This is a genomic window from Marinimicrobium koreense, from assembly GCF_003762925.1.
Lineage (GTDB): Bacteria > Pseudomonadota > Gammaproteobacteria > Pseudomonadales > Cellvibrionaceae > Marinimicrobium > Marinimicrobium koreense.
Genome location: NZ_RJUK01000001.1, coordinates 818,378 through 843,319, shown reverse-complemented (window position 1 = coordinate 843,319; position 24,942 = coordinate 818,378). Strand labels below are relative to the sequence as shown.

At 60.3% G+C, this 24,942-nt stretch carries 24 protein-coding genes and 2 tRNA genes; 4 read left to right on the top strand and 22 right to left on the bottom strand.

What is annotated here, in order from left to right:
- Position 1 precedes the first annotated feature (1 nt).
- From EDC38_RS03635 to EDC38_RS03595, 9 genes are all read right to left on the bottom strand, one after another.
- Positions 2 to 277: a DUF3012 domain-containing protein gene (locus tag EDC38_RS03635; protein ID WP_123637353.1), complete on the bottom strand. Its 276-nt coding sequence runs from the start codon at positions 275 to 277 to the stop codon at positions 2 to 4.
- A 7-nt stretch (positions 278 to 284) separates the two neighbouring features.
- Complete coding sequence (hemB, locus tag EDC38_RS03630) at positions 285 to 1,268, bottom strand: porphobilinogen synthase (protein WP_024460152.1); 984 nt, start codon at positions 1,266 to 1,268, stop codon at positions 285 to 287.
- Positions 1,269 to 1,676: 408 nt separating this feature from the next.
- On the bottom strand, positions 1,677 to 2,102 hold the full coding sequence (locus EDC38_RS03625) for a hypothetical protein (protein ID WP_024460151.1): 426 nt from the start codon (positions 2,100 to 2,102) through the stop codon (positions 1,677 to 1,679).
- A 117-nt stretch (positions 2,103 to 2,219) separates the two neighbouring features.
- A complete protein-coding gene (locus tag EDC38_RS03620) occupies positions 2,220 to 2,825 on the bottom strand; it encodes a transglycosylase SLT domain-containing protein (RefSeq protein ID WP_123637352.1) in 606 nt (201 codons plus the stop codon).
- Complete coding sequence (ligA, locus tag EDC38_RS03615; RefSeq protein ID WP_123637351.1) at positions 2,825 to 4,870, bottom strand: NAD-dependent DNA ligase LigA; 2,046 nt, start codon at positions 4,868 to 4,870, stop codon at positions 2,825 to 2,827. The genes EDC38_RS03620 and ligA overlap by 1 nt, the downstream gene beginning before the upstream one ends.
- 71 nt (positions 4,871 to 4,941) lie before the next feature.
- Positions 4,942 to 6,177 (bottom strand): cell division protein ZipA, encoded by a 1,236-nt coding sequence (zipA, locus tag EDC38_RS03610; RefSeq protein WP_024460148.1) that lies wholly within the window; start codon positions 6,175 to 6,177, stop codon positions 4,942 to 4,944.
- 45 nt (positions 6,178 to 6,222) lie between these two features.
- Positions 6,223 to 9,732, bottom strand: coding sequence for a chromosome segregation protein SMC (gene smc, locus EDC38_RS03605; RefSeq protein WP_123637350.1), 3,510 nt, complete (start codon positions 9,730 to 9,732; stop codon positions 6,223 to 6,225).
- A 138-nt stretch (positions 9,733 to 9,870) separates the two neighbouring features.
- On the bottom strand, positions 9,871 to 11,148 hold the full coding sequence (gene ccmI / locus EDC38_RS03600; RefSeq protein WP_123637349.1) for a c-type cytochrome biogenesis protein CcmI: 1,278 nt from the start codon (positions 11,146 to 11,148) through the stop codon (positions 9,871 to 9,873).
- A complete protein-coding gene (locus tag EDC38_RS03595; RefSeq protein WP_123637348.1) occupies positions 11,145 to 11,621 on the bottom strand; it encodes a cytochrome c-type biogenesis protein in 477 nt (158 codons plus the stop codon). Before EDC38_RS03595 ends, ccmI begins: the two co-directional genes overlap by 4 nt.
- Positions 11,622 to 11,815: 194 nt before the next feature.
- Between EDC38_RS03595 and EDC38_RS03590 the strand changes: the two genes are divergently transcribed.
- Both EDC38_RS03590 and EDC38_RS03585 read left to right on the top strand, forming a co-directional pair.
- Positions 11,816 to 11,891, top strand: a tRNA-Val gene (locus EDC38_RS03590).
- A 20-nt stretch (positions 11,892 to 11,911) separates the two neighbouring features.
- Positions 11,912 to 11,988: transfer RNA gene (locus EDC38_RS03585), tRNA-Asp, on the top strand.
- Positions 11,989 to 12,278: 290 nt separating this feature from the next.
- Here EDC38_RS03585 and EDC38_RS03580 read toward each other — a convergent pair.
- The 7 genes from EDC38_RS03580 to ccmA all read right to left on the bottom strand — a co-directional run bounded on the left by EDC38_RS03580 (position 12,279) and on the right by ccmA (position 17,652).
- Entirely contained in the window at positions 12,279 to 12,809 is a 531-nt protein-coding gene (locus tag EDC38_RS03580; protein ID WP_123637347.1) for a DsbE family thiol:disulfide interchange protein, read from the bottom strand.
- On the bottom strand, positions 12,806 to 14,791 hold the full coding sequence (locus EDC38_RS03575) for a heme lyase CcmF/NrfE family subunit (RefSeq protein ID WP_024460143.1): 1,986 nt from the start codon (positions 14,789 to 14,791) through the stop codon (positions 12,806 to 12,808). The genes EDC38_RS03580 and EDC38_RS03575 overlap by 4 nt, the downstream gene beginning before the upstream one ends.
- Complete coding sequence (gene ccmE, locus EDC38_RS03570) at positions 14,781 to 15,251, bottom strand: cytochrome c maturation protein CcmE (protein ID WP_024460142.1); 471 nt, start codon at positions 15,249 to 15,251, stop codon at positions 14,781 to 14,783. Before ccmE ends, EDC38_RS03575 begins: the two co-directional genes overlap by 11 nt.
- A 77-nt stretch (positions 15,252 to 15,328) precedes the next feature.
- Entirely contained in the window at positions 15,329 to 15,517 is a 189-nt protein-coding gene (gene ccmD, locus EDC38_RS03565; RefSeq protein WP_024460141.1) for a heme exporter protein CcmD, read from the bottom strand.
- Positions 15,517 to 16,269 (bottom strand): heme ABC transporter permease, encoded by a 753-nt coding sequence (locus tag EDC38_RS03560; protein ID WP_024460140.1) that lies wholly within the window; start codon positions 16,267 to 16,269, stop codon positions 15,517 to 15,519. Before EDC38_RS03560 ends, ccmD begins: the two co-directional genes overlap by 1 nt.
- Positions 16,270 to 16,295: 26 nt before the next feature.
- Positions 16,296 to 16,982, bottom strand: a complete 687-nt coding sequence (ccmB, locus tag EDC38_RS03555) for a heme exporter protein CcmB (RefSeq protein ID WP_123637346.1) — start codon at positions 16,980 to 16,982, stop codon at positions 16,296 to 16,298.
- Entirely contained in the window at positions 16,972 to 17,652 is a 681-nt protein-coding gene (gene ccmA / locus EDC38_RS03550) for a cytochrome c biogenesis heme-transporting ATPase CcmA (RefSeq protein ID WP_123637345.1), read from the bottom strand. Before ccmA ends, ccmB begins: the two co-directional genes overlap by 11 nt.
- A gap of 93 nt (positions 17,653 to 17,745) precedes the next feature.
- Between ccmA and fliK the strand changes: the two genes are divergently transcribed.
- Positions 17,746 to 19,254, top strand: coding sequence for a flagellar hook-length control protein FliK (gene fliK, locus EDC38_RS03545; protein ID WP_170162842.1), 1,509 nt, complete (start codon positions 17,746 to 17,748; stop codon positions 19,252 to 19,254).
- A complete protein-coding gene (locus tag EDC38_RS03540) occupies positions 19,251 to 19,568 on the top strand; it encodes an EscU/YscU/HrcU family type III secretion system export apparatus switch protein (RefSeq protein WP_123637343.1) in 318 nt (105 codons plus the stop codon). Before fliK ends, EDC38_RS03540 begins: the two co-directional genes overlap by 4 nt.
- A gap of 20 nt (positions 19,569 to 19,588) precedes the next feature.
- Here the strand turns inward: EDC38_RS03540 and EDC38_RS03535 are convergent, their stop codons facing one another.
- The 6 genes from EDC38_RS03535 to EDC38_RS03510 are packed head-to-tail and all read right to left on the bottom strand — an operon-like array spanning position 19,589 to position 24,940.
- Positions 19,589 to 20,317 (bottom strand): hypothetical protein, encoded by a 729-nt coding sequence (locus EDC38_RS03535; protein ID WP_123637342.1) that lies wholly within the window; start codon positions 20,315 to 20,317, stop codon positions 19,589 to 19,591.
- A complete protein-coding gene (locus EDC38_RS03530; protein ID WP_024460134.1) occupies positions 20,302 to 20,826 on the bottom strand; it encodes a DUF2878 domain-containing protein in 525 nt (174 codons plus the stop codon). The genes EDC38_RS03535 and EDC38_RS03530 overlap by 16 nt, the downstream gene beginning before the upstream one ends.
- 1 nt (position 20,827) lies before the next feature.
- Entirely contained in the window at positions 20,828 to 22,096 is a 1,269-nt protein-coding gene (locus EDC38_RS03525; protein ID WP_024460133.1) for an SAM-dependent methyltransferase, read from the bottom strand.
- A 2-nt stretch (positions 22,097 to 22,098) separates the two neighbouring features.
- Positions 22,099 to 22,887 carry a DUF1365 domain-containing protein gene (locus EDC38_RS03520; RefSeq protein ID WP_123637341.1) on the bottom strand — a complete coding sequence of 263 codons (789 nt, stop codon included), beginning with the start codon at positions 22,885 to 22,887 and terminating at the stop codon, positions 22,099 to 22,101.
- A complete protein-coding gene (locus tag EDC38_RS03515; RefSeq protein ID WP_123637340.1) occupies positions 22,887 to 24,161 on the bottom strand; it encodes an NAD(P)/FAD-dependent oxidoreductase in 1,275 nt (424 codons plus the stop codon). The genes EDC38_RS03520 and EDC38_RS03515 overlap by 1 nt, the downstream gene beginning before the upstream one ends.
- A gap of 23 nt (positions 24,162 to 24,184) precedes the next feature.
- Positions 24,185 to 24,940: an SDR family NAD(P)-dependent oxidoreductase gene (locus tag EDC38_RS03510; protein WP_024460130.1), complete on the bottom strand. Its 756-nt coding sequence runs from the start codon at positions 24,938 to 24,940 to the stop codon at positions 24,185 to 24,187.
- Positions 24,941 to 24,942: the final 2 nt, after the last annotated feature.

The following is a 24,942-nucleotide window of genomic DNA, read 5'->3' as shown; positions in this document are numbered from 1 at the left end:
GTTAATCGTAAATACACTGGTCGGCAAAGGTCTGGGAATCCTCCCGCGACCAGTCGGCATTGGGGACGTTCATCATCTGCTCGCACCAGGCCTCACTGCCGGGTTCGGCATTCACCTCGATTTGGGGGATTTCAGAATCACGCTCGGCAGGCGCGGGAATGACCGCGATATCCCGGGCCGGCTCCTCTGGTTCGGATTCAGGCTGATTCAGAATCAGCAACACGCCGACCACAATCATCAGGACACTGGCGCCCATCAGGGCAAAAATCGCTTTCATGACTACCTCAGGATTCGTTCAGCCAGTCGGCTACGGTTTCGGCAAAATAGGTAATGATCAAGTCGGCCCCAGCGCGCTTGAACGCCAACAGACTTTCCATGGCAACCGCCCGTTCGTCAATCACTCCGGCCTCGGCGCCGGCCTTGATCATGGCGTACTCGCCACTGACCTGATACACCGCCAGCGGCCGAGCGGAATGCGCTCGAATGTCCGCCAGCACGTCCAGATAGGCGATACCCGGCTTGACCATCAGAATGTCCGCCCCTTCATCCTCATCCTGCAGGGATTCCGCCAGCGCTTCCCGACGATTGGCGGGGTCCATCTGGTAGCTGGCCCGGGTGCCTTTAAAGTTGCTGTCCACGGCATCCCGGAAGGGACCATAGAAGGCGGACGCAAATTTGGTGGAGTAGGACATCACCGGGATATGGCCATAACCGGAGGCATCCAGTGCGGCACGGATGGCGGCGATCATGCCGTCCTGCATGCCGGAGGGGGCAATCATGTCGACCCCGGCCTTGGCCGCCACCACGACCTGCTTCTGCAGGTTTTTAAGGGTCGCGTCGTTGTCGACATCGTCCCCATGGACGACGCCGCAGTGACCGTGATCGGTATATTCGCAGAAGCAGTTGTCGCTGATGACGCACATCTCGGGCTGGGCGGCTTTGACGGTGCGGATCATCCGCGCCATCAGGCCTTCGGGGTTCCATGTGTCGCAGCCTTCGGCGTCTTTATGCCGGGACACGCCAAACAGCAGTACCGCCCGAATGCCTTTTTTCCAGGCGCTGGTGACTTTGTCGGCGAGCTGGGCTTCTGGGTAGCGAACCACGCCGGGCATGCTGCCGATTTCGACGGGTTGATCAATGCCTTCTTCGACAAACAACGGCAATATCAGGTCACTGACCTCAAGCCGGGTCTCCCGAACCATGTCCCGCAGCGCGCCCGTCCGCCGCAGCCGACGAAACCGAAATTCGGGATGAGTATCGTTGGTCATTGATTACCTCTGATCGATTTTTGAAGTGGGCGGTTTTCTCTTTGATTCAATATGTCCGACGGTCTACTAAGTCCCTTACGCACCAATCTGAAGGTCCGGCGGCTACAAGGCAAGGGGTTTCGGAAACGCATAAACCCATCCATGGGGCTCCATCGCTTCTCCCTGAAGCGACGGTTCCGAAACCCCTTACCTTGCATCCGCCTCCGTGCGGTCGTAGCGATCCCGGTGCCGCACCCAACTCGCTTACGTCAGTGCTGAGGCGGATGCGGGGTATAGCCATTGGAGACTCTCGGAGACATGGATGTCGACGAGAAGCCCCCATGGATGGGTTCACGGCGGGTCTCCAATGGCTATACCCCGTAGCCGCCGGGCTCTCGGGTTAAACCGAAAGTTATCGTATCGTCGCCTTCAAACCGCCAGAGCACCCTCGTGCGACCACTCGCAGCGTACCTGCATATCTCCTGAGCCCGGCTTGTGGTAGCTTGCCGTGGACTCCCAAGTGAACGTATGCGTGCCGCACAACTCCGTCTCCAGGTGTACCGTGGCCGAAACCCAATACATCTTGCTCAGTAAATCCTCAAACTGTGCGATCCACTGATCCCACTCATACTCAACGGCTTTATAGGATGCGCCGAAATGCATCACCTCCGTCTGGTAGTGTCCTGGACGGACCTCCACCTGCGGGATCGAAAACATCTCCTGGGACAAAAACGGCCAATCGTCCGCATGTGGCAACGTCAACATCGCGTCGCGATTGACCAGCAGGCGTTGCCCTTCCGAGGGAAGATACGCCATGTCCTTGATGCAACCATACACAATCGATTCTTGATCCATAGCCGCTCCTTTTCACGACTGCTTGACCAATGTTTTTGTCGGGTTACGCTTTGCTAACCCGACCTACTCGCAGTTCCGTAGGTCGGGTTAGCGCACAGCACGTAATCCGACACTATCTCACCGCAACGGCCACCACCAAGGGCCTTTGAAACGCCTTTCGCAGGACTTCAATTGCTCGCGATATCGGCGAGCCCGTTGCTCTACTTTACCGGCAACACCCACCAGCCAGGCTTTCTGATCAAAGGTTCGCCGTTTATAGCCGCCGTGACCTTCGTGGTACGCCAGGTACAGATTTCGGGCGTCGTTTTTGTCGATGCCAACCCGCTTTTTACTCTGGGCATTGTACCAGCCGACAAAATCAATCGCGTCTGCAAAATAGCTGCGGCTGGCCCAGTGATTACCGCTCATGCGCTGGTATTCTTTCCAGGTCTCGTCTTTTACTTGCGCATAGCCAAACGCGCTGCTCTTTCTCGGACCCGGGATCACCCACAGGATTTTCGTGCGCGGCGGCTTGGCCTTGGGGCGAAAGGTTGATTCCTGGTACATCATGGCCATCAACGTCGGGATGTCCGAGCCCCAACGGCGCTCGGCGCGCCGGGCGTCTTTGTACCAACCTCGCTTTTCGTCAAAGACGTCGCAGATGTTGTCGCTGCTCTTGGGCGGAGCGGAGGCGCAACCAACCAGTGTGGTCAGTGCCAACAGTATCAGACTCAGCGCTCGCATCAGTTCTGCTCCCACTGGTTCAACAACTCAAGCAGGCCGGCCTCGTCCATTATATCCACGTCCAACTCCTCGGCTTTTTTCAGCTTGGAGCCGGCCCCGGGGCCGGCGACAAGGTAATCGGTTTTCTTCGACACACTGCCCGCCACTTTGGCACCCAGGGCCTGCAGACGTTCCTTGGCCTCATCCCGTGTCAGGGATTCCAGCGATCCGGTCAGGACGTAGGTCAGCCCCGCTAGGGGTAAGGACCCACGGTCAATGGGCGCCTGTTCCGTCCAGGAAATGCCGGCGTCGCGCAGAGCCTTTACCGCCTCGCGGTTGTGGGGCTGGGCAAAGAACTCGGCGACGAAGTGGCCTACTACAGGGCCGATATCGTCCACTTGTTGCAGATGCTCTTCATCCGCTTGGGCCAGGGCATCCAGACTGCCGTAGTACTGGGCCAGATTGCGGGCGGTGGCCTCCCCCACTTCACGGATACCCAGGGCGTAGATGAACTTGGCCAGGGTGGTCTGTTTGCTGTTGTCCAGTGCTTTGAGCAGGTTGTCCGCGGACTTCTCGCCCATGCGTTCCAGCCCAGTCAGGTCTTCACGGGTCAGGTGGTAAAGATCGGCCACCGCGTTAACCAGGCCTTTTTCCACCAGCTGATCCACCAGCTTGTCGCCAAGACCATCCACGTCCAGTGCTTTGCGGGAGACAAAGTGCTTGATGGCCTCTTTACGCTGGGCGGCACAGATCAGGCCGCCGTCGCAGCGGGCCACGGCCTCGCCGGGTACCCGTTCGACCGGCGAGCCGCACACCGGACAGTGGTCTGGAAATTCAATCTCACGCGCATCGTCGGGGCGGCGGTCGGTGACCACCGAGACGATCTGCGGAATCACATCCCCGGCGCGGCGCACGATGACGGTATCACCGATTTTGACGCCCAGTCGCTCGATTTCGTCACGGTTGTGCAGGGTGGCGTTGGAAACGGTGACGCCGCCGACGAACACCGGTTCCAGCCGCGCCACCGGAGTGACCGCGCCAGTGCGCCCGACCTGAAACTCGACGTCGAGCAGTTGGGTCATTTCTTCCTGAGCGGGAAATTTATAGGCGATCGCCCAGCGCGGCGCGCGGGCCACAAAGCCCAGCTCGTCCTGCAGGTCCCGGCGGTTGACCTTGAACACGATACCGTCGATGTCGTAATCCAGCTGCGCCCGCCGTTCGCCCAATTGCTGGTAGTACTCAATACAGGCATCTGCGCCCTGCACTACCCGCATTTCACGGTTGATCTTGAGGCCCCAGTCACGGAACGCCTCGAGTGTTTCCGAGTGCTTGGCGGGTACCTCGCCATCTTCGACATAACCCACGCTGTAGGCACACATCTCCAGGGGGCGCGTCGCGGTAATGCGCGCGTCCAACTGCCGCAGGCTACCAGCGGCCGCATTGCGTGGATTGACGAACAATTTATCGCCCTTTTCCCGGGCCTTTTCGTTCAAGGCTTCGAAGCCGGCTTTGGGCATGTAAATTTCACCGCGCACCTCGAGCACCCGTGGGTACCCGGAGCCACGCAGTTTCAGGGGAATCGAGTCGATGGTGCGGACATTCTGGGTAATGTCTTCGCCCTGGGTGCCGTCTCCCCGGGTGGCGCCGCGCACCAGGAGGCCATCGCGGTACAGCAGGCTCACTGCAATGCCGTCGAGCTTGGGCTCGCAGGCGTATTCAATAGTGGCGTCGTCCTGCAGCCGATCCCGGACCCGCCGGTCGAAGGCGATCAGGTCGTCCTCGCCGAACGCGTTATCGAGGGAGAGCATCGGCAGTTCGTGAGTGACCGTGGCGAAGGCGCTCAGCGGTGTCTGTCCAACCCGCTGGGTAGGTGAGTCCGGCGTCACCAACTCGGGATACTCGGCTTCCAGATCCTGCAACTCGCGCATCAACCGGTCATAGGCCGCATCGGGAATCCGGGGCTCGTCCAGCGCGTAGTAGCGGTAGTTGTGTTCCTGAATCTCGGCCCGGAGCGTTTGCGCCCGGGCGCTGGTCTCGGCCGGAATGGCAGAGGTCGATTTGGCCATGTACGGAATTATCCTGGCAGTCGGGTTACTTCATTGTCAGACGGTTCAGCGTGGGCTCGTGCCCAGGTCGCCTAGTGCGGCATCCGGGACAGCTGCTTGCGCTCGAACTCGTGGATGCGCTGGCGGCAGTGTTCCTGGGTCTGCCGGGTCATGACGCTGCGGTTTTCGTCCTTGAGCTCGCCCCCCAGCTCCAGGGCAATGGCCCGGGCGGCTTCGAGCATTTCGTCGAACACTTCCACATTGTCCAGCTCGACCCGCTCTTCAAGCGGTAGCGTCATGAACAGGCTGACGCCGGGCGTTGTGAAGTCCGCCATGGTGTCCAGATCAAAGACGCCGGGCTTGACCATATTGGCCAGGCTGAACAGGATCGGGCCGCCACCTTTGGCCCCTTCGTAGCGATGGAAAATGTTCATGTCACCAAAGCGCAGGCCCGCTGACACCAGCGAGTCCAACAGAGCGTCCCCACGGAATTGCTCACCGGTGGGCGCCATCACGTTCACGATCAGCACCTCTTCGGGCTGCGGTGGCGCCTTCGGCGGCTCCTCCGGTTTGGCTGTGCGACGGTCAGAGGGTGCTTTTTCGGCTTTCCGGGGCTCGGGTTTTGCGGGCGCGGGTTTGGGCGATTTTGCCACCGGCGCTTCGGGCTTTTTAGCCTCACTGCGGGCGGGGCTCGAGGGTTCCGGCTTGGCCGCCCTGGCGCTGGATACGCTGCTGTCGGCGTTTCCACCCAAGGTGGGCTCGATCCGCTCCGGATCGTCCTCAAAGGTATCTTCGCCGGTGGTTTCCATCAGAATGGGCACCGATTCGTCCAGATTCAGCGTGACCTGCTCCGGAATGCCCCGGTGGGTTTCCGGGCGCTGGCGTTCAGAGGTCAGCTTGGAGGTGGCGGGCGGCCGAGTCTCGGCTTCCGCCGCTTCGCTGTCCAGTTCGGCCAGTTGCTCATCGAGGTTGGTTTCGTCGTCCTCGGCCAGCTCACCGTCCTCTTCCTGCAGCGCTTCGCGATCGTCAAACGCTCTATCATCAAAATCCTGACCATCAAGGTCCCGATCGTCATCGACTTCATCCACGGGGGCGTGATGGAAAGGACGCTCATCCTCCGGCGTCTCCCGATAGGCCACCACGCGCGCACCGCCATTGGGAAGCTCGGCGCTATAGTCGTCGGCGGCCGCCTTGCTCGACCCCGCTGAGCGGCGTACCGAGGGCGAAACCTTCAGGGAGTCTTTGCGGGCATTGTGCATACGCCGCCAGCCATCGAGCAGAATCCCGAGGATCAGGAGGATAATCAGTATCGTCAGCCAGTCACCCATAGCGTTAACCGTCAGTTACTCCGTTGTCTGCTCGCCCGAGGCGCATTATACCGCTGCCAGTTCCGCGGCTTCGTCCACATCCACAGTAACCAGGCGGGATACGCCCGGTTCGTGCATGGTAACACCCATCAACTGGTGCGCCATCTCCATGGCAATCTTGTTGTGGGTAATATAAATGAATTGCACGTGCTGGGACATCTCTTCCACCATGCGGGCATAGCGGCCCACGTTGGCGTCATCCAGCGGCGCGTCCACTTCGTCCAGCATACAGAATGGTGCCGGATTCAGGCGGAAAATCGAGAATACCAGGGCAATGGCCGTCAGCGCCTTCTCCCCACCGGAGAGCAGGTGAATGGTACTGTTCCGCTTGCCCGGTGGCCGCGCCATGATGGCAATACCGGTATCGAGTAAATCTTCGCCGGTAAGTTCCAGATAGGCGTGTCCGCCGCCGAACACTTTAGGGAACAGCTCCTGGAGGGACTTGTTGACCTCGTCAAAGGTCTCCTTGAACCGTGTCCGGGTCTCGCGGTCGATTTTGCGGATCGCGTTTTCCAGGGTTTCCAGCGCTTCGCGCAAGTCTTCATCCTGAGCGTCCAGGTACTGTTTGCGCTCTGACTCGGTCTGGTACTCGTCGATGGCGGCCAGGTTGATGGCGCCCAAGCGCGCAATGCGGCCGGCCACCTGTTCCAGCTCCTGCTCCAGGGGCTTCACTTCGGCGTCCTCGGACAGGTCCGCCAACAAGGTGTCCAGGTCAAACTCATCTTCTTTCAGTTGCTGGGCGAGCCCGGCCCGCTGCACTTCAAAGGTCTGGGCGGCCAGGCGCTCCTGTTCCAGATGGGCCCGCACCGCCTGAACTTCCTGCTCAGCCTTGTGCCGGGCCTGCTCGGCGGTGCGCAGCTCCTGTTCGACCTCTTCAAGGGCGCGGCGAGCCTCGCTCAACTCCCCTTCGACCGCCAGGCGCTTGTCCAGATTCGCTTCCAGCTCAAGCTGGTGCTCCTCGGCGGGATCCCGCGTTTCGCCGAGTGCTTCCAGCAATTGTTCTTTGCGTTCGCGCAGCCGCTGGGTCTGCTCCTGCAGGCGGGTAATACCCAAGCGAATGCTGTCCAGCTGGGTTTTCAGAGACTGGGCGCGCATGGCCATTTCATGGGCCTTGTCGCGATCGTGCCGGGCCTTCTGCCGGGCCTGATCCAGACCGGAGCGGATTTCATCCCGCTGCTGCAACAGGCGCTCACGCTCATCGGTGTCCATTTCCATGGATTCGATGGCTTCGCTGAGGATCATCCGGGCTTCGGCGAGCTGTTCGCCCTCCTGGTCCAGTTGTTCACTGGCTTCCCGGATTTCGGTTTCGGTGCGCTCGCGGCGAACGCTGATCTGTTCGATACGGGCCTGCTTGGCACTCAACTGGGCTCGCAACTCACCGGCGCGGCGGCTCTGCTCGTCGGATTCCCGACGCAGGTTTTCCCGCTCGCGCTCGAGGGTCTGCACGGCCTCGCGGCCTTCGGTGCGGGCCTCATCCAGACGGGCAACGGTTTCCTCGAGTTCCGCAATGCTGGCGTCGAGCTCTTCAAGCTCCTGACGGCGGGCAATCACACCGTCGCTGGCGTCGGTGTCCCGGGCCACTTTCAGCCACTGGGGACCGAGCCACAGGCCGTCGCGGGTAATCACCGACTCGCCGGCCTCCAGCTGTGAGCGCAGCGCCAGGGCGGAGGGCAAGTCTTCGGCGATGTAGACGCCGCGCAGCAACTCACTCAGATCCCAGTCGGCCTGAACCTTGTCCAGCAGGCGCTCCGCCTTGTCACCGGTGACGGCGCCCGGCCGGCGGGCCGTATCCATCAATACCAGTTCACCCTGGCTGAGTCCCGCGAGGGTATTGGCTACCGCATCAAAACCGTCCACGCAGACGGCCTGCAGACTATTGCCCAGGGCAGTCTCGACCGCCTTGTCCCAGCCGTCGGACACGGTCAGGGTTTCCGCCACGCGCGGCTGGTCGGTCAGTTGCTGCTCGGCCAGCCAGTCGGCGACGGCCTCGCTCTTCTCACCCAGGGCGGCCTGTTGCAGGGCTTCCAGGGAGGCGTGGCGGCCGCGCAGGCTCTGTAGCTTGCTGCGCGCCTGATCCAGCTCGTCCGCCAGGCGGTTGTTGTCTTCCCGGCGGGTTTCCAGTTCCTCGCCCAACGCTTCGCTGCGACCGCGTTTTTCTTCGACCACCAGGTCCAGTTCGGCCAACTGTTCGTTCAGCTGTTCGATTTCTTCATCGTCGGAGCCCAACTGAAGGTTGGATTTCTCCTCCTTGAGCTTCTCGATCCGTTGCAGCAGGCGCTGCTGAACCTGTTCCAGATGCTGAATCCGGGACTGCTGAACTTCCGCCCGCTGGCGGGGCTCGGCGGCACGCTGGTTGAAGGTATCCCATTCGGTCTGCCAGCGCTGCATGGCCTCTTCCGACTCCTGCAAAGCGTCCCCGGAGGACTCCTCGGCGGCCCGAACCAGTTCCAGCTCCGGCTCTATTTCCATCAGCTCGGCTTCCCAGCCCTCGGCTTTCTCCCGGTCAAACTGCAGGCTGTCTTCCGCTTCGCGGCTGTCCCGCTCGGTCTGCTCCAGGTCGGTCTGTAATTGGCGGCTGCGCTCCTGGGCGTGCTGGATGGTCTGTTCAATGCGGGCAATGTCCGCGCCAATGGCATAGTACCGGCCCTGAACTTCATTGAATTTATCCTGAAGTTCGGTGTACTGGCTGCGACACTTCTCGATCTGGGTATCCTTGTTCACCTGATCGGTGACGAAAGACTCCATGCGCAGCTCCAGGTCGCGGATACCGGTCTGCTTTGCCTTGGCCTGATCGTCCAGGTTTCGGTACTTAAGGGCCTGTAACTGGGCTTTGAGCTGGCGTTCTTCTTTCTTGTATTCGGTGTACTTCTCCGCGGCCTGTGCCTGGCGCTGCAGGCGGCTGAGCTGACGCTCCAGCTCATCACGAATGTCGGTCAGGCGCTCCAGGTTTTCCTGGGTGCGGCGCATGCGGTTTTCGGTGTCACGGCGCCGCTCCTTGTACTTGGAGATGCCCGCCGCTTCCTCGATATACACCCGCAGCTCTTCGGGCTTGGCCTCAATCAGGCGTGAGATCATGCCCTGCTCGATGATGGCATAGCTGCGCGGGCCGAGGCCGGTGCCGAGGAAGATGTCGGTAATATCCCGACGGCGGCACTTGGTGCCGTTCAAGTAGTAGAAGTTCTGGGCTTCGCGGGTGACCTTCCGCTTGATGGAAATTTCGTTGAACGCGGCGTATTCGCCCTGCACGGTTTTGTCCGAGTTATCAAACACCAGCTCGATGGACGCCTGACCCACCGGCTTGCGGGCGTTGGAACCGTTGAAAATGACGTCGGTCATGGCTTCGCCGCGCAGGTTTTTGGCGGAGGACTCCCCCATTACCCAGCGGACGGCGTCAATGATGTTGGACTTGCCGCAGCCGTTGGGGCCCACGACCGCGCACAGGTTGCTGGGAAAGTTGACCGTGGTCGCGTCGACGAAGGATTTAAAACCGACCAGCTTGATACACTTGAGGCGCATAGGTCCCTATCACTCTGTTTCGACGTTCGGCGCCCGGATTGCCGTCGCCTAGCCCATTGAAATCATTAGAATTTTAGCGCTCCAAAGACTCGGGCTTCGGAGCGCTCAGCAAAAGCGAGGATTCTACACGGATTTGTGCTATTCGGCGATGGGCTCGTCAATGACCAGGGTCAGGGGCTCAGAGCGGTTCTCCAGGTCAACCGGACCCATACGCCCCTCCCAGTCGCCGGCCTGAGGCACAGCGTCCCCACTGGGCGATAGCCGTGCGACCAGTTCTACCTGCTCCACTGTGGCCAGTGAGGCCGCCGGTGACATGGCCATAGTTTCATCCAAAGTAATGGATAATGGCAATTGACTCGCCGCCACCCTTTGAATGGCAAGGGGCATGGGTGATCCATCCCAGGCACGGGCGTAAACGAACACTGTTTCGTCACCGTCGTACTGGACCTGCTCGCTAAGCGACACTTCAACCGTGACGCTGACCTTGCCCTCCGAGGCGTCGGCTGTCTGGGGTTCACCGGACTCCCCTAGCGCCTGACGGGCCCGGTCAATCCCTCTCTGAAACGCCATGGCGTTGCCGGATTGCGGATTCATTACCTCCAGTGCGCGCTGCCAGTAATCAATCGCGTCCTGAAAGTTGCGCTGACCAAAGGCATTGATACCCGCCAGCCCCAGCGCCGTGGTCTCCTGGGGGTCGGCGGCCAGCGCTTCTTCGATCAGGGTCTGGGCGCGCTCGCCAATCCGATTGTCGTCCCGGATGAACAGGGTTTCCGCCAATTCGGCACGAATACGCGCGGAGCCGGGTTCGAGCGCAAGTATCCGCTCGTAGGCGTCCACCGCCTGGTCGTAGTGGCCCAGTTCGCGGGAATAGTGCGCCAGCAGGAACAGATATTGAGTGGAGTCCGGTTCTTTTTTCAGGCGGGCCTGAATGTGCTCCACCAGCTCCCAGGTCCGGCTGGGATCGACCCGCTGGTCGCTCATCCGCTCTTCCCGATCAAGACGAGCCTTATTCGCCTGAAGATCTGCCAGAAACACATCTTCGCTGGCACCGCGCCACTCATAAAACACCAGACTGCCTACCATGGATGCCGCCGCCACAATCACCAGCACGCGACCGCCGGGCAGCGCCCGCCCGCGAACCGGCTTACTGCTGGCCAGCTCGCGCTCCTCCTGCAGCAGGGCTCGCTCCTGCTCCAGTTTCAGTTGCTCGAAAGTTTCCTGATTGATGCGCCCGGCATCCCGGTCGGCCTCAAGCTCCGCCAGGTACTTGCGAAACAGCGCCACATTGGTTTCCAGGTAGCGCCGGCGCACCTGTTCAAGGTGGGAACCGGTCGCCTTGCGTCGCATGGGCCAAAGAAAAAACGCCAGAGCCACGACCACCATCAGGGCCATGACCCACCACAAAGGAGTCATCATCGTTCGGGATTCTCGTCGTCGGAAGAATTCAACAGCCGGTCCAGCTCGGAGCGTTCGGCATCAGTGAGGTTTTTGGCCGTCTCGGTCGGGGCCAGCCCGCTGCTGCGTCGCTGACGCACTACCCAGATAAGGATGATGATACCGAGCAACAACACCACTACCGGCCCGAGCCAGAGCGCCAGCGTGGCCGCTTTCAGTGGGGGGCGGTAAAGTACGTAGTCGCCGTAGCGCTCGACAAGGAAATCGGTGATTTCCTTGTCGGCGCGCCCTTCTTTGATCATCCGGTAGACCTGATCACGCAGGTCCTTGGCAATCGGAGAATCAGATCCCGCCAGATTCTGGTTCTGACACTTGGGGCAGCGAAGCTCATCAATAAAGCTCTGGTACCGTTGCCGGTCCGTCTCGCTGTCAAATTCACGGATATCCACGGCGCCCTGCGCTGCCGACCAGGGCAGCACCAACAGCCACCCCATAAACCACCAAGTCCGCACCAATGACCTCAAGGCAAACGCCCCCTTTGCTGATTCGAGAGCGAAGAGTATAACAAGCCCCTCTCTCAGGTGGCGAGAAACCCGAATAAATTCGCCAGAGAAAGTTTTTTGAAAAAAATGCCAAAAAGGAATTGACCTGAGCCCTCGTTTCATTAGAATACGCAGCTCCTGAACGGGGGTGGTTAGCTCAGTTGGTAGAGCGGCGCCCTTACAAGGCGTAGGTCACAGGTTCGACTCCTGTACCACCCACCACATCCGTTCACGCTACCGTTGGACCGGTAGTTCAGTTGGTTAGAATGCCGGCCTGTCACGCCGGAGGTCGCGGGTTCGAGTCCCGTCCGGTCCGCCATATTAAGAAAGAGCCCCACAAGTTGGGGCTTTTTTGTGCCTGTAAGAAACTGCCGTGGTACGCCGCGGACGGGGCTCGAACCCGCGGGGTCGACCAATTTGTCGGGAACAAATTGGGACGGCGAAGCCGCCCGAAGGGTGAGCCTCAGGATGAGGCGAATCTTTCCCGTCCGGTCCGCGCAGCGCAAAGCGCTGCCAATGAGATCAGGCAAAGACAATAAACCGCCAAGAAGTTCGGTTCGGCTGGGTTTTGGGTTGGGTTACGGCGGATGCGCCTACGGCTTATCCGCCCTACTCGACCTGCAACCGCTCCACCAAGGGCCCAAGCTCCTCATCCCACACACGCTGGTCGATAATCCCAACATGGCGATGACGGATCACGCCCTGCTTATCGACCACATAGGTCTCAGGCGCCCCAAACACGCCCAGATCCACCCCGAGACGACCGTCCTGATCGACCACACTCAGACGATAAGGATCATGTAACTGCGCCAACCAGCGCTTGGCCTCTTCTACATCGTCTTTATAGTTGATGCCATAAATCGGCATTCCCTGCTCGGCCAACCGCACCAGAAACGGGTGCTCGATCCGACAGGCGGCGCACCAGGTGGCCCAGACATTGACCAGACTCACCTCACCCTTGAAGGTCTGCTCGGTAATCTGCGCATCGGCATCCCGTACCGTGGGCAGATTGAACGCGGGCATCGGATCGCCTATTCGGCTGGACGGCATTTCGGTTGGATCAAGGCTCAGCCCGCGCCAGAACAGCACCGCGAGTACTGCAAAAATCATCAGCGGGATAAACAGCTTCAGACGATTCATTCGGTGACCTCGCCTCCCAGGGTAGGCGCGTGACTATCGGCTTCCTTCTGGGCCAGCCGGCGGTAGCGCTTATCGGCCACAGCCAGCCCCCCACCGAGGGCCATGAAAATCGCCCCGAGCCAGATCCAGCGTACGAACGGTTTGATGTGCACCCGCATGGCCCAGGCACCATTCTCCAGCGGCTCACCCATGGCGACGTAAAGGTCCCGGAACAGTCCCGGGTCCAGGGCCACCTCTGTCATCAGGTTACCGCCGGCCAGATAGCGTCGCTTCTGGGGCGTCATCTGAAACAGGTACTCACCGTCTTTGGAAACGCGGATACGGGCTTCATCCGCCAGATAGTTGGGCCCACGGACCCGCTCAACACTCTCGAGCACAAATTCATAGTGGCTTGTGCGCACTGACTCGCCGGGCGCCATGCGGACATCCCGCTGCTCGGTGTACACGGTATTCAGACAGACACCGATCGTAGTGACCGCGATACCGGCGTGCGCCAGCTGCATGCCCCAATAACTCAAGGTCAGCTTTCTCAGGCCGGTCCACCAGCGTTCGCTGTGACGCAGCCGGTAGCTCAAATCCGAGATGCCGGCGGTGACGATCCACAGCGCGAAAAACACCGCCAGGCCGGCCTGCCAGGAATACTGGTCACCATACAGGGCGGGAAACAGCGCACCGCCCGCCACACTGATGGTCAGAGGCTTCCACAGAAGCTGACGCAATTGTTGCCAGGTGGTCCGCTTCCAGTTACTGGAAACGCCCGGTGCCATAAGCAGGCACACCAAGCCCATCAGCGGGACAAAAAACACGTTGAAGTACGGCGGCCCCACGGAAATCTTGCCCCAGCCCAGGGCATCGGCAATCAGCGGATACAGCGTGCCCAGTAGCACACTGATCATGATGCTCACCAGCAGGATATTATTGGCCAACAGGAACGTTTCCCGCGCGGTTGCCGTGAACCGCGTTGTGGTGTGTACCACCGGTGCCCGGAGTGCATATAGGGTCAATGAGCCGCCGACCACGAGCAACAGGAACATCAGAATGAACACACCCCGCTCCGGATCATTCGCGAAAGCATGCACCGACGTCAGCACTCCTGAGCGAACCAGAAAGGTGCCCAGCAAGCTCAAAGCAAAGGTAAAAATGGCCAGCAACAGGGTCCAGCTTTTGAACAACCCTCGTTTCTCGGTTACCGCCATGGAGTGAATCAACGCGGTACCCACCAGCCAGGGCAGGAAAGAAGCGTTTTCAACCGGATCCCAAAACCACCAGCCTCCCCAGCCGAGCTCGTAGTAAGCCCACCAACTCCCCAGGGCGATTCCCAGGGTCAGAAAAGCCCAGGCGGTATTGGTCCAGGGGCGGGCCCAACGGGTCCAGGCCGCATCCATCCGGCCGCTGATCAGTGCGGCGATAGCAAAGGCGAAGCTGACTGCAAACCCCACGTACCCCATGTACAGCACCGGTGGATGCACAATCAGCCCGAAGTCCTGGAGCAGCGGATTCAGATCACTGCCCTCCTCCGGCGGCAGCGGCAGCAGCCGGTCAAACGGATTCGAGGTCAGCAGCATGAACAGTAAAAAGCCGATTGCCACAAAACCCATCACCGCCAGAACCTGGGCGCGCAGGCTCAGAGGCAGGCTTTTGCTCAGGTGTGCAATGGCGAGCGTCCAGCCGGACAGCATCAACACCCAAAGCAGCAGTGAACCCTCGTGCCCGCCCCAGACAGCGCTGATCTTGTAGTACACCGGCATCAGGGAGTTGGAGTGCCCGGCCACGTAGGACACGGAAAAATCATCCTGAACAAAGGCGATCGTCAGACAGACGAACGACACGGCGACAAAAAAGAACAGACCGGTAGCCAGGGAGCGGCTGGTGTGCATCAGCAGCTGATTGCCGGTCAGCGAGCCCGCAAGGGGAACCGTGGCCAGAGCGAGACTGAAGGCCAGCGCCAGAATCAGCGCAAAATGTCCAATCTCAGGGACCATAAACCATCACTCCACAGCCTTCGTCATGATCGCCGCCGGCCGCCGACATTGCGTCGGCGACTTCCGGGGGCATGTATTCTTCATCGTGTTTGGCCAGTACTTCCGTGGCCCGGAAAACGCCATCCGCTCCCAGCGTCCCGTTGACCACCGCCGCTTCTCCCTCGGCGAACAGATCCGGCAGGATACCGCCATAGGTCACGGTGAAGTCCACCACGCCATCGGTCAGGTCGAAGCGGGTCTCAAGATCGCCACTCTGGGAGCGCTGCACGCTGCCCGGACGCACACAGCCTCCGGCGCGGATCCGGGTATCCACCGGCGCCTCACCGGAGACGATCTGACCGGGCGGGTAAAACAGATTGATATTGGCGCGCAAGGCGTAAGCCATCAGACCCACTGCCAGGGTGGAGAACACCACCACAAAAAGCACCATGAACAGACGTTGTCGACGGACGGGATGCATAGGCTACTTCACTTCTCTTCACGAAGGCGGCCGAAAGAAGCCGCAGTGTATCAGGATTGGGGCGTCACCGCCGCCGGTTACTCCGCTGACCGCGCCGAGCGGCGAAGCAGTGCCGCCTGTCGGCGCAACCAGCGCTTGCGGCGGATACCCGGGCTCAGCAACAGGTACAGGAGCGTTCCCCAGGTGATCAGATAACACACCCAGACGTAGGGGCCGTGCCCTCCCATTCGCAAAAATTCGGCAAACGAGTCAAAGTAAAAACTCATCAGTGACGCTCCTCTTGGGCAATCAGCTCTCGCACCCAGCCGGTACGGCTCTCGCGGCGCAGTATTTCATAGCGGGTGTAGCGCAGCAGCACCACCGCATAGAATACGTAAAACGCCAGGATCATGGTCAACAGAGGGTACAACATCGAGGCGTGAATGGTGGGCGCCGACGTCAACTTGAGCGTGGCGGGCTGATGCAGGGTGTACCACCAGTCCACGGACTTGTAGATGATCGGGATATTCACGGTGCCGACCAGAGCCAGCACGGCACTGGCTTTATCCGCCGCCTCGCGGCTCATGAAGGCGCTCTGCAGCGCCATGATGCCCAGATAAAGGAAAAACAGTATCAACATCGAGGTAATGCGCGCATCCCAGGCCCACCAGGTGCCCCAGGTGGGTTTGCCCCAGATGGCGCCGGTGACCAGGGAGACGAAGGTCAGGGCTGCGCCGATGGGGGCGGCGGATTTCATCACCATGAAAGCCAGCTTCATTCGCCAGATCAGCCCTACCGCCCCGCACAGTGCCATCACGTAATAGCCCGCCAGCGCGAGAAACGCGGCGGGCACGTGGATATAGATGATCCGGTAGCTGTTGCCCTGCTTGAAGTCCTCAGGCGAAAAGGCCAGCCCCCAGACGGTGCCGAGCACCAGCAACACCAGAGCAATGGCGGTCAGCCAGGGCAGCCAGGCGCCGGTCTTGTCATAGAACCAGCGGGGAGAGCCAAGTCGGTGAAACCATTGCCAGGAAGCCATTCGGTGGTGCTCCTCAGATTCTTGTATCAGTAACTGTCGACGCAGATGCGCAGGGCTGCTGCCGCCGCAAACGGGGCCAGCACGGCGGCCATGGCCCCAAAGGTGCCCAACACGGCCAGGGCGACCCCCACCTGATTGCCCAGGGCGGCGTCGTTGACGGCGCTGGCGCCGAAAATCAGCACCGGAACATACAGCGGCATCACGATCAGGGACAGCAGCAATCCGCCACGGCGCAGCGATACGGTCAGGGCCGCCCCGACCGAGCCAATCAGGCTCATGGTGATGGTGCCAATCATCAGCGACAGACATAGCACCCCATAACCGCCCTCCGGCAGTGCCAGCATCAAGCCGAGCAGCGGTGACATCAACGTCAGGGGCAACCCGGTGACCAGCCAGTGGGCCAACACTTTAGCGAGGACCGTCAGGTAGAGCAATGACGGGCTGACCAGACACTGCTCCAGAGCGCCATCGTCAAAGTCAGAGCGAAACAGGCCATCGAGTGACAGCAGGGTCGCGAGCAGCGCCATGACCCACAGAATTCCCGGCGCCAGCACGGCGAGCAACTCTGACTCCGGCCCGACACCGAGCGGCACCAGGGTGATCGCAATCAGGAAAAAGACCAGTGGATTGATCCAGTCACCAGGGTGACGACCGGCCAGAAGGAGATCCCGTTTCAGGGTGGCAATAAAGGCACTGCCCGCCTCAGTACTCATCGCCCACCTCCTCTTCCACACGCGGCGGATAATCCAGCAGGTTGAGCGGGCGCAGCTCCGGCAGCCGGACCTCCTGGTGGGAGGTAAGAATCACCAGGCCCCCTTCACGGGTGTGGTGCTGCAGCTGCTGCTCCAGATCCGCCACCCCTTTCTGGTCGATTGCGGTAAAGGGTTCATCCAGAATCCAAAGCGGTGCCCGGGACAGGTACAGGCGGGCCAGAGCCACCCGACGCAGCTGACCGGCCGATAGCTGATAACAGGGAATATCTTCGTAACCGGCCAGACCGACCCGCTCCAGAGCCGCCACCATATCGCCCTGCTGGCTGCCGGCGCTGAGCGCCCGATACCAGGCCAGGTTTTCCAGGGGGGTGAGCGCCGCCTTGATGCCCGGGGCGTGGCCGATGTAGAGCAGAGACTGACGGAACGCCCAGCGACAGGCGGATACCGGGGTGCCACGCCATTCAATGCGCCCCTGGGCAGGAACGCCTATACCGGCCAGGGTTCGCAGTAGAGTGGTTTTGCCGGAACCGTTTGGGCCCAGGATCTGGACCCGCTCTCCGGCGTGCAGCTGGGCGGTCAGACCACTGAACAGGGGGCGCTCATCGCGCTCGCAGGTCAGGTTCTCTAATGTCAGGAGGAGCTCCGCCAAAATAGTGCCGCCGTTCGCCATACGAAAACGGCCCGCTGGCCGCTATACTGGTGAGCGACGGATTATAACGGGGTTGCATCGCTCCCCACAATGAAAAGCCCGATTGGACCCGACATGGTTGATAAGCTGTCTCCGACAAATCCGATTCTGCCCTTGACGCGCCCCGCCTCCGGCGAGCGTCCCGCAGGCGAATCCGGCCTGATGCGCCTGCTGACCGAATCCCTGGCTCGCTCCCCCGCCTCAGCGGTATCGGCGGAGGTCCGTCAGGTCGCGCCGGTCACGGCCGAGCAGCGCCAGCAATTGATCAACCGCCTGGTGGACACCTTACTGCAGTGGCAGAGCCGACCCGATAGCGCCAATCGGACCCAACAGCTCGCCCGTCTGGCCGACGAGCAGCAGTTGCTCAATGCCGCCCAGCTCAAGCTGGTCCGACTCAACGTGCAACAGCAGAACGTGGTGACCTATACTGATCGGCCACTCAAACCCGGGCAGCAGGTGGCCGTCTATCTGGCCGAAAACCGCTTGTGGCAGCTCGCCGCTCCCAAAGCGACCTCGCTCTCCGAGGCGGGCGGGCTCCAGACCGGCGCATCCGCGCCCCGCGCAAGCGATGGACCTGCGCTGCTCAGCGAGGCGCTGAGACGGGCACTCCCGATGAAGGACGCCCCGGACCTCTCCCCGCCACTCGTCCGCATGGACCAGCTACTCAACATCCGGCAACAACGGACGTTGTTCTCCAGTAACCTGCAACAGGCTTTGAGGCAGGCCGCTCAGCAGTTGCGGGAGCCCAGCCAATTGACCCGACCGGGCGCATTGCGCGAAGCATTGAGCGAGAGCGGTGTGTTTCTGGAGAATAAACTGCTGACCGCCCTACGCCCGGCGGCTCGCGACGCAGCGGGAGTCGGAGTGGCGTCGACCCAAGCCGAGCGTGGCGGCACTGATGCGGCGCAACGGGTCCTGAACGGGGACTGGAAAGGCGCACTGTTGAAAGTACTGCATCAGGTACGAACGGAGCTGAGCCGGCTCGGTCAGACACCGGAACTGATGCGCGGCAATGAACTGAATCTGAGTGCGCTGCTGGAGCAGGTATCGGCGCGCCCGGCACCCGAACTCGCCGACAGAAGTCTGCGCACCCAATTATTACAGATGGTCCATCAGCTGACGCTGCACAGTCTGGCCCGGATTCAGGTTCAGCAGAGCCAGGCCCTGACCCAACAGTTTGCCCCGGCGGACGCCGGCCCTGCGCCCCAGACTCTGACCCTGGAAGTGCCCATGCGTTTGGGACAGGAGGTTCAACCGTTACTATTGAGAATAGAGCCGGAGCCGGAAAAAGACGAAGCGGGAAAACGCAGCGGAAAAATCCGTCAGTGGCAGGTGCAGCTCAGTTTTGAGTTGCCGGATGCCGGCACCCTGCACGCTCAGGTGACGGTACGGGATCAGAAAGTGGCGACACGTCTGTGGGCGGAACAGGAGCAGACCGCCAACACCATCCGCGCGCGCCTGAACGACCTGCAGCAGCGGCTGGAAAAAGAAGGCATCGAAGTGACCCAGCTGGAATGCCACACAGGCGCCCCACCCAGGCCCATGACCGACATTCACTACTCACTGGTGGACATCACAACATGAACAGGCGAACCAACGGGGACAACGGGTTCACCCCGGATGAAATTGAAAAGGCGGTGGCTCTGTTTTATGACGGCACCCACGCGCCCCACGTCAGCGCCAAGGGCCAGGGCGATGTGGCGCGGGAGATCATGGCCATTGCCGAAGCTGAGGGGGTACCGCTGTGCGATAACCGAGAATTGGTGAATCTTCTCGTGACCCTGGAGCTGGGCGACGAAATTCCCGAGAGCCTCTACCGGGCCGTGGCTCACATCATTGCCTTCGCCTACGAGCTACAGGGCAAACAACCCGAAGGGTTTACGCCAGGGCCATCGTGACCCTGGATGTTATCGGCACCTCAGGGGTACCGATAGTGAATCTCTACATCCCGTCCCTCTCCATCGGCGTCCGGAATATTGGAACGACCGCGAAAGACCATCAGGCGTGTGTCCTCAGGATCATATGCCAGGTACAGATTATCCGCGAACAGTGACAGCACAGCGCTGTTCACCCGGATACGGAAATACACCCAGCCCTCTTCCTGTTTTTGAATGGGCGAGTCGTCGGCTTCAATGCGCTCGGCGCGCAGCCGGACGTTGGTCAGTCGGTTGGGAAAGGCGAAGTGGAAGGTCACCCGCTCCCCGTCCATCAGACGATCCCAATGACTCTGAATGAATGGATCGAAACCGGCGTCGATCACCTGCCGGCTTTTGACCTCTACCGATTCACTTTCCGGTTCTTCCCGGGAACCTCGCGTCAAGCGGATCTGCTCCTCATCATCACTCCAGCGCGCACTCCAGTGCAGATCCTGGCGCAAATCCCGAAGCTCAAATGACGGGCTGGTTTCACCGTGGGAGTAATCGAGGGTTTTCTCGGCAATGCGTTCTCCGTCCGGGTCCACGTAATGCACTTCGCCTTTGCCGCTGTCATTTACCGGCGTATACCGCTCTTCGTACAGCAACTGCTCTATCTTGTCGGCATGATAGGCCGCGCCAATGATCTCGTACTCGCTCTCTTCGGCCAGTGCCTGAGCCGTCGGCAGCAGAAGCAGGCTTGCCGCCACACCTGATATCAGACTTTTCCACATAACCGTTCTCCTCGTAACACCAGCCACCGATGCAGCGGCAACAACCAGACCCAGATGGCCATCATGATCAGGAAACCCTGAGTGACCGGCAGGCCCCACTCCACACCGGACAGACGAACGCCCCCCAGATACGCCATGGGGCCACCCACCGCGCCAACCACGCCGATCAACCAGGGACGTTCGTACAACGCCTTCAGAGGATGATGCAGAGTCAGTGCCATGATCACCCAGAGACAGGTCAACCAGCCCGGCGCCAATCCAGAGGCGGACTCAGCGCTGTAATCCAACACCCCGAAGTAGCCGAGCAGGTTGTCGTGCGCAACACCCATGGGCAGCGCGACACAGACGGCCAGCCAGTCCCGCGGGTGCACCGGCGCGAACCGGAAGTGCAGCACGACAAACAGAAACGTGAATGCCACGCCCGGTACATTGCCCAGCAGTACGCACACAAACCAGCCGATTTGTGAAATGACCGCGTTGATCCACCAGTAGTGCCGTTTGAGTTCCACGTCAGACCGGCTCCGGACGATACTTGGGCTTGGCCATCAACAGCTGTGCGGTTCCGATGCTGCGCTCGATAAAGCCCCCCTCGCAATAGCACAGATAGTATTCCCACATCCGGATAAAGCGCTCGTCGAATTTCATTGCCCGCACTCGGTCGAGCTGCGCCTCAAAGGCGAGCCGCCAATCTCTCAGGGTGCGCGCGTAGTGTTGGCCGATATCTTCCAGATGCAGCAGGTTCAGATCGGTAAAGCGGCGCGTCAGGTCGCTCATCAATGCGACCGAAGGCAGCGAGCCGCCGGGGAAAATATACCGCTGGATAAAGTCCACGTGTTTGCGGGCGTGCTCGTAGCGCTGATCGGCAATGGTGATGGCCTGAATCAACATTAGCCCATCGCTGGTCAACAGACGGGAGCAGCGCTCAAAATATTCCCGGAAGTGTTCATGCCCTACCGCCTCGATCATTTCCACCGACACCAGTTTGGTGTACTCGCCGGTCAGGTCCCGGTAGTCCTTGAACAGCAGTGTTATCCGATCTTCAAGCCCCGCTTCTTTCACTTGCGCCTGGGCATGCTCCCACTGGGCACGAGAGATGGTGGTGGTCGTCACCCGGCAACCGTAATGCCGGGCGGCGTAGATCGCCATACCACCCCAGCCGGTGCCGATTTCCAACAAGTGGTCATCGGGCCCAAGTTCCAGCTTCTCGCAGATCCGCTGCAGTTTGTACTCGGCAGCCTCCGCCAGGGTGGACTCGGCACGCGGGTAGATGGCCGAGGAATACATCATGCTCGGGTCGAGAAAGAGTCGGAAAAAATCATTACCCAGATCGTAGTGCGCGGCGATATTGCGTCGGGCGCCCTCTTTCGAGTTTCGATTCATCCAGCTGAACAGTCGAAGCAGCCCTTTTCCGAACATAGACTGGCTGGCGTCCATCTTGTCCAGCGCGTGCATATTGCGGACAAAAATGCGCGTGACCTGGGTCAGGTTCGGGGTCGACCAGTAGCCGCTCATATAGGCTTCTCCGGCACCCACTGAACCTCCAAAGGCCACTTCGGCGTAGGCCATGGGATCGTGCACATGCAGATCCGCCACCAACACCGCCTGGTCGGCCGGCTGACCGAACTCGTGGCACTCGTCGCCATCGTGCAGCCGAAGGCAGCCCTCCTCCATGGCGGAGAGCGTTTTGAGAATCAAACGTTTGGCCAGCGCCTGGTTCCAGCGCGGTTTGGCCAGACGATGACCTTTAAAACGTGCGATGCTGGGGTTGGAATGCGTCACAACTACCTCCTGGGTGCCAGCGTAATTTGGGTGGTGGATCGTTCAGAAGCCGGGGCCGTCTGATGCCCATAGGGAGGCACCCGCTTTAACCAGAGTTTGAGTGCCTGCCAATAAATGGCCAGAGGCACCTTGATCGTCAGCCAGGGCTGCTGCCACAAAATGCGATTCAGGCGCGATGGTTCCCATGCCTGCCGCTCGAGGCTGAGCGTTGCATCCATATGACAGGCGCCCTCGCGCCAGTTTTCCATATGGACCAGTAGGGATTCGTCCGGCGCCGTGCTGATCCACCGGTATTCCATGTCAATCGGATTGAACGGCGATACGTGGAACGCTTTCCTGAACCCCAATCGACTCTTGCCGGTATTCGGGTTGCAGGGAATCACGTAACAATGTCGTTCATTCCAGGGCGTATTGTTCACCTGGGCCAAGATGACACTGGGCTTCTCGGCGTCAGGTTCGAAGCAGTAATAAAAACTGACCGGGTTGAAACACAGCCCCCATTGGCGAAGGTTGGTCAACAACCGGATCGGACCCGACGGACACTGGCCCGTCTGGCGAGTCACTTCCTCGCGCACGGCGTCTTTCAGGTCCGTTTTCTGGGGATGGAGGTAATCCTCCCGCCGAAACCAGCCTAACCGGCGACGATTAAGGCCCCAGAACCACAGCCCCTCAAACAGCCGAGGCAACTCATCCAGATCCAGGTAAAACAGGGTCGAGCGATACCGGAATTCATGCCCGCGAGGCACAAAGCGGCGATGGCGCACCCAGCCTTGATAGATCGCACTGTGCATCAGAAGGACTCTCCCAGCGCTTTGGCGACGCGCAGGCCCGATACCACACCGTCCTCGTGAAAACCGTTGCGCCAATAAGCACCGCAGTAATGGGTGTGATTGACACCACTGATGTCACTCCAGCGCGCCTGGGCTGCAATACTTTCCCGGTTGAATACCGGGTGACTGTAGCGATAGCGTCCGAGGATTTTGTGCTCATCGAGCCATTCCGTGGCATTGACACTCACACAAATGGTTTCCGGACACTCGAGCCGTTGAAGCATGTTCATGTTGTAGGTCAACACCGCTTCATTGTCCCGACCGGGGCTGAGCCGGTAATTCCAACTGGCCCAGGCGCCCCGCGCCTTGGGCAGAATGCTGGCATCAGTGTGCAAGACAACGTCGTTGTCTTGGTAGGGAATGGCCGACAGAATGTCATATTCTCGGTCGGTCGGATCCACCAAAAGCTTTAGCGCCTGATCGCTGTGACAGGCAAAAATGACTTCATCAAAAGCCTGCTCACCAAAGCGGTCTGTGGTCAGGCGCACGCCCTGCTCTGTTCGCTCCACGCGGCGAACCGGACAACCGGTATAAATGCTGTCAGCGAATTCGCGGGTCAGTGGAGGCAGGTAACTGTGGGAGCCGCCTTTGACCGTGTACCACTGGGGCTGCTGGGTGACAGTCAGCAGCCCGTGGTTGTGGAAAAACCGGATAAAGAAGATCAGTGGCATCTCTGCCGCGCCGGACAGGCCCGAGGACCAGATCGCAGAAACCATAGGCAGAATATAGTGTTCCCGGAAAAACCGGCTATAGCGCTCCTGTTCCAGGTACTCCCCCAGAGTCATCTGCGGGTCGACCCGGTCTTGCTCATGGGCCTGAGTGCAGGCTCGATTGAAGCGCAGAATCTCCCGAAGCATCCGCCAGTGCGCCGGTCGAAACAGGTTGCGCTTCTGAGCGAACAGACCACGGACGCCACTGCCGCTGTACTCGTGATGACTCCCCGGCTGAGTAACGCCAAAACCCATTTCGGTCAATTGACTGGGAACGCCCAGTCGGGACATCAGCTTGATGAAATTCGGATAAGTACGGTCGTTAAAAACGATAAAACCGGTGTCCACATCGTAATCTTGTCCAGCCACATTGACGCGCTTGGTGGCCGTGTGGCCGCCAATGCTCTCACCGGCTTCAAACACCGTGACCCGGTGACGCTTGGCCAGCAGGTGCCCCGCCGTCAATCCGCTGATACCGGAGCCGACAATCGCAATCTGTTTTGTTTCGTAGCCCGTTTCTTTCATAGCGTTTGTTCTATTTGTGTCGCTCAATCTTTCACCATCTTTTTCAAAAGAGCTGTTTTCCAGCCCAGGGGTAACCAGCTGATAAGACGCATGGTCCACACCAACTGCCAGGGAAATTGCACGATCCGCTGACGACGGGCCATACCGCGGGCAATGTGCTCTGCCGCCGTTTCGGCTTCCACCAGAAACGGCATCTCAAAGTCATTGCGGTCGGTGAGCGGGGTTTTGACAAAACCGGGGCGAACCAGCGTCACATCAATGCCCTCGGGTGCCAGGTCGACACGCAGAGAGTGCATGAAATACTCCATGGCGGCCTTCGAAGCACCATAGGCCTCGCTGCGGGTCAGCGGCAGCACCGTGACCATACTCCCCACCCCGACCACTTGGGCACGGTTGGGTGATTTACGCAGAAACGGCAGTGCCAGCTCGACGGTGTTGGCCGAGCCGACCACATTGATGTTCATCACCGGGGCAAAAGGGGCGGCATCGAAATGCTTGACGTCGATGTATTCGCAGGTGCCGGCGTTGATTACGACGGAATCAAGGTGATGGGTAATGGTCTTCAACCGATCGCTTACCTGGCTCAGTGCCTCTCGATCCGTCAGATCGACGGGAAGCGCGTGGCATCGCTCGGGAAACGCCCGGGCCAGTGATTCCAGTTTGTCCGCGGAGCGGGCGCTGATCACCACGTTGTGGCCGTTCTGCAATAACCGACGGGCCAGTGCTTCACCAATACCGGTCGAGGCACCTGTAACCCATATCCACTGGGACTGGCTCATAA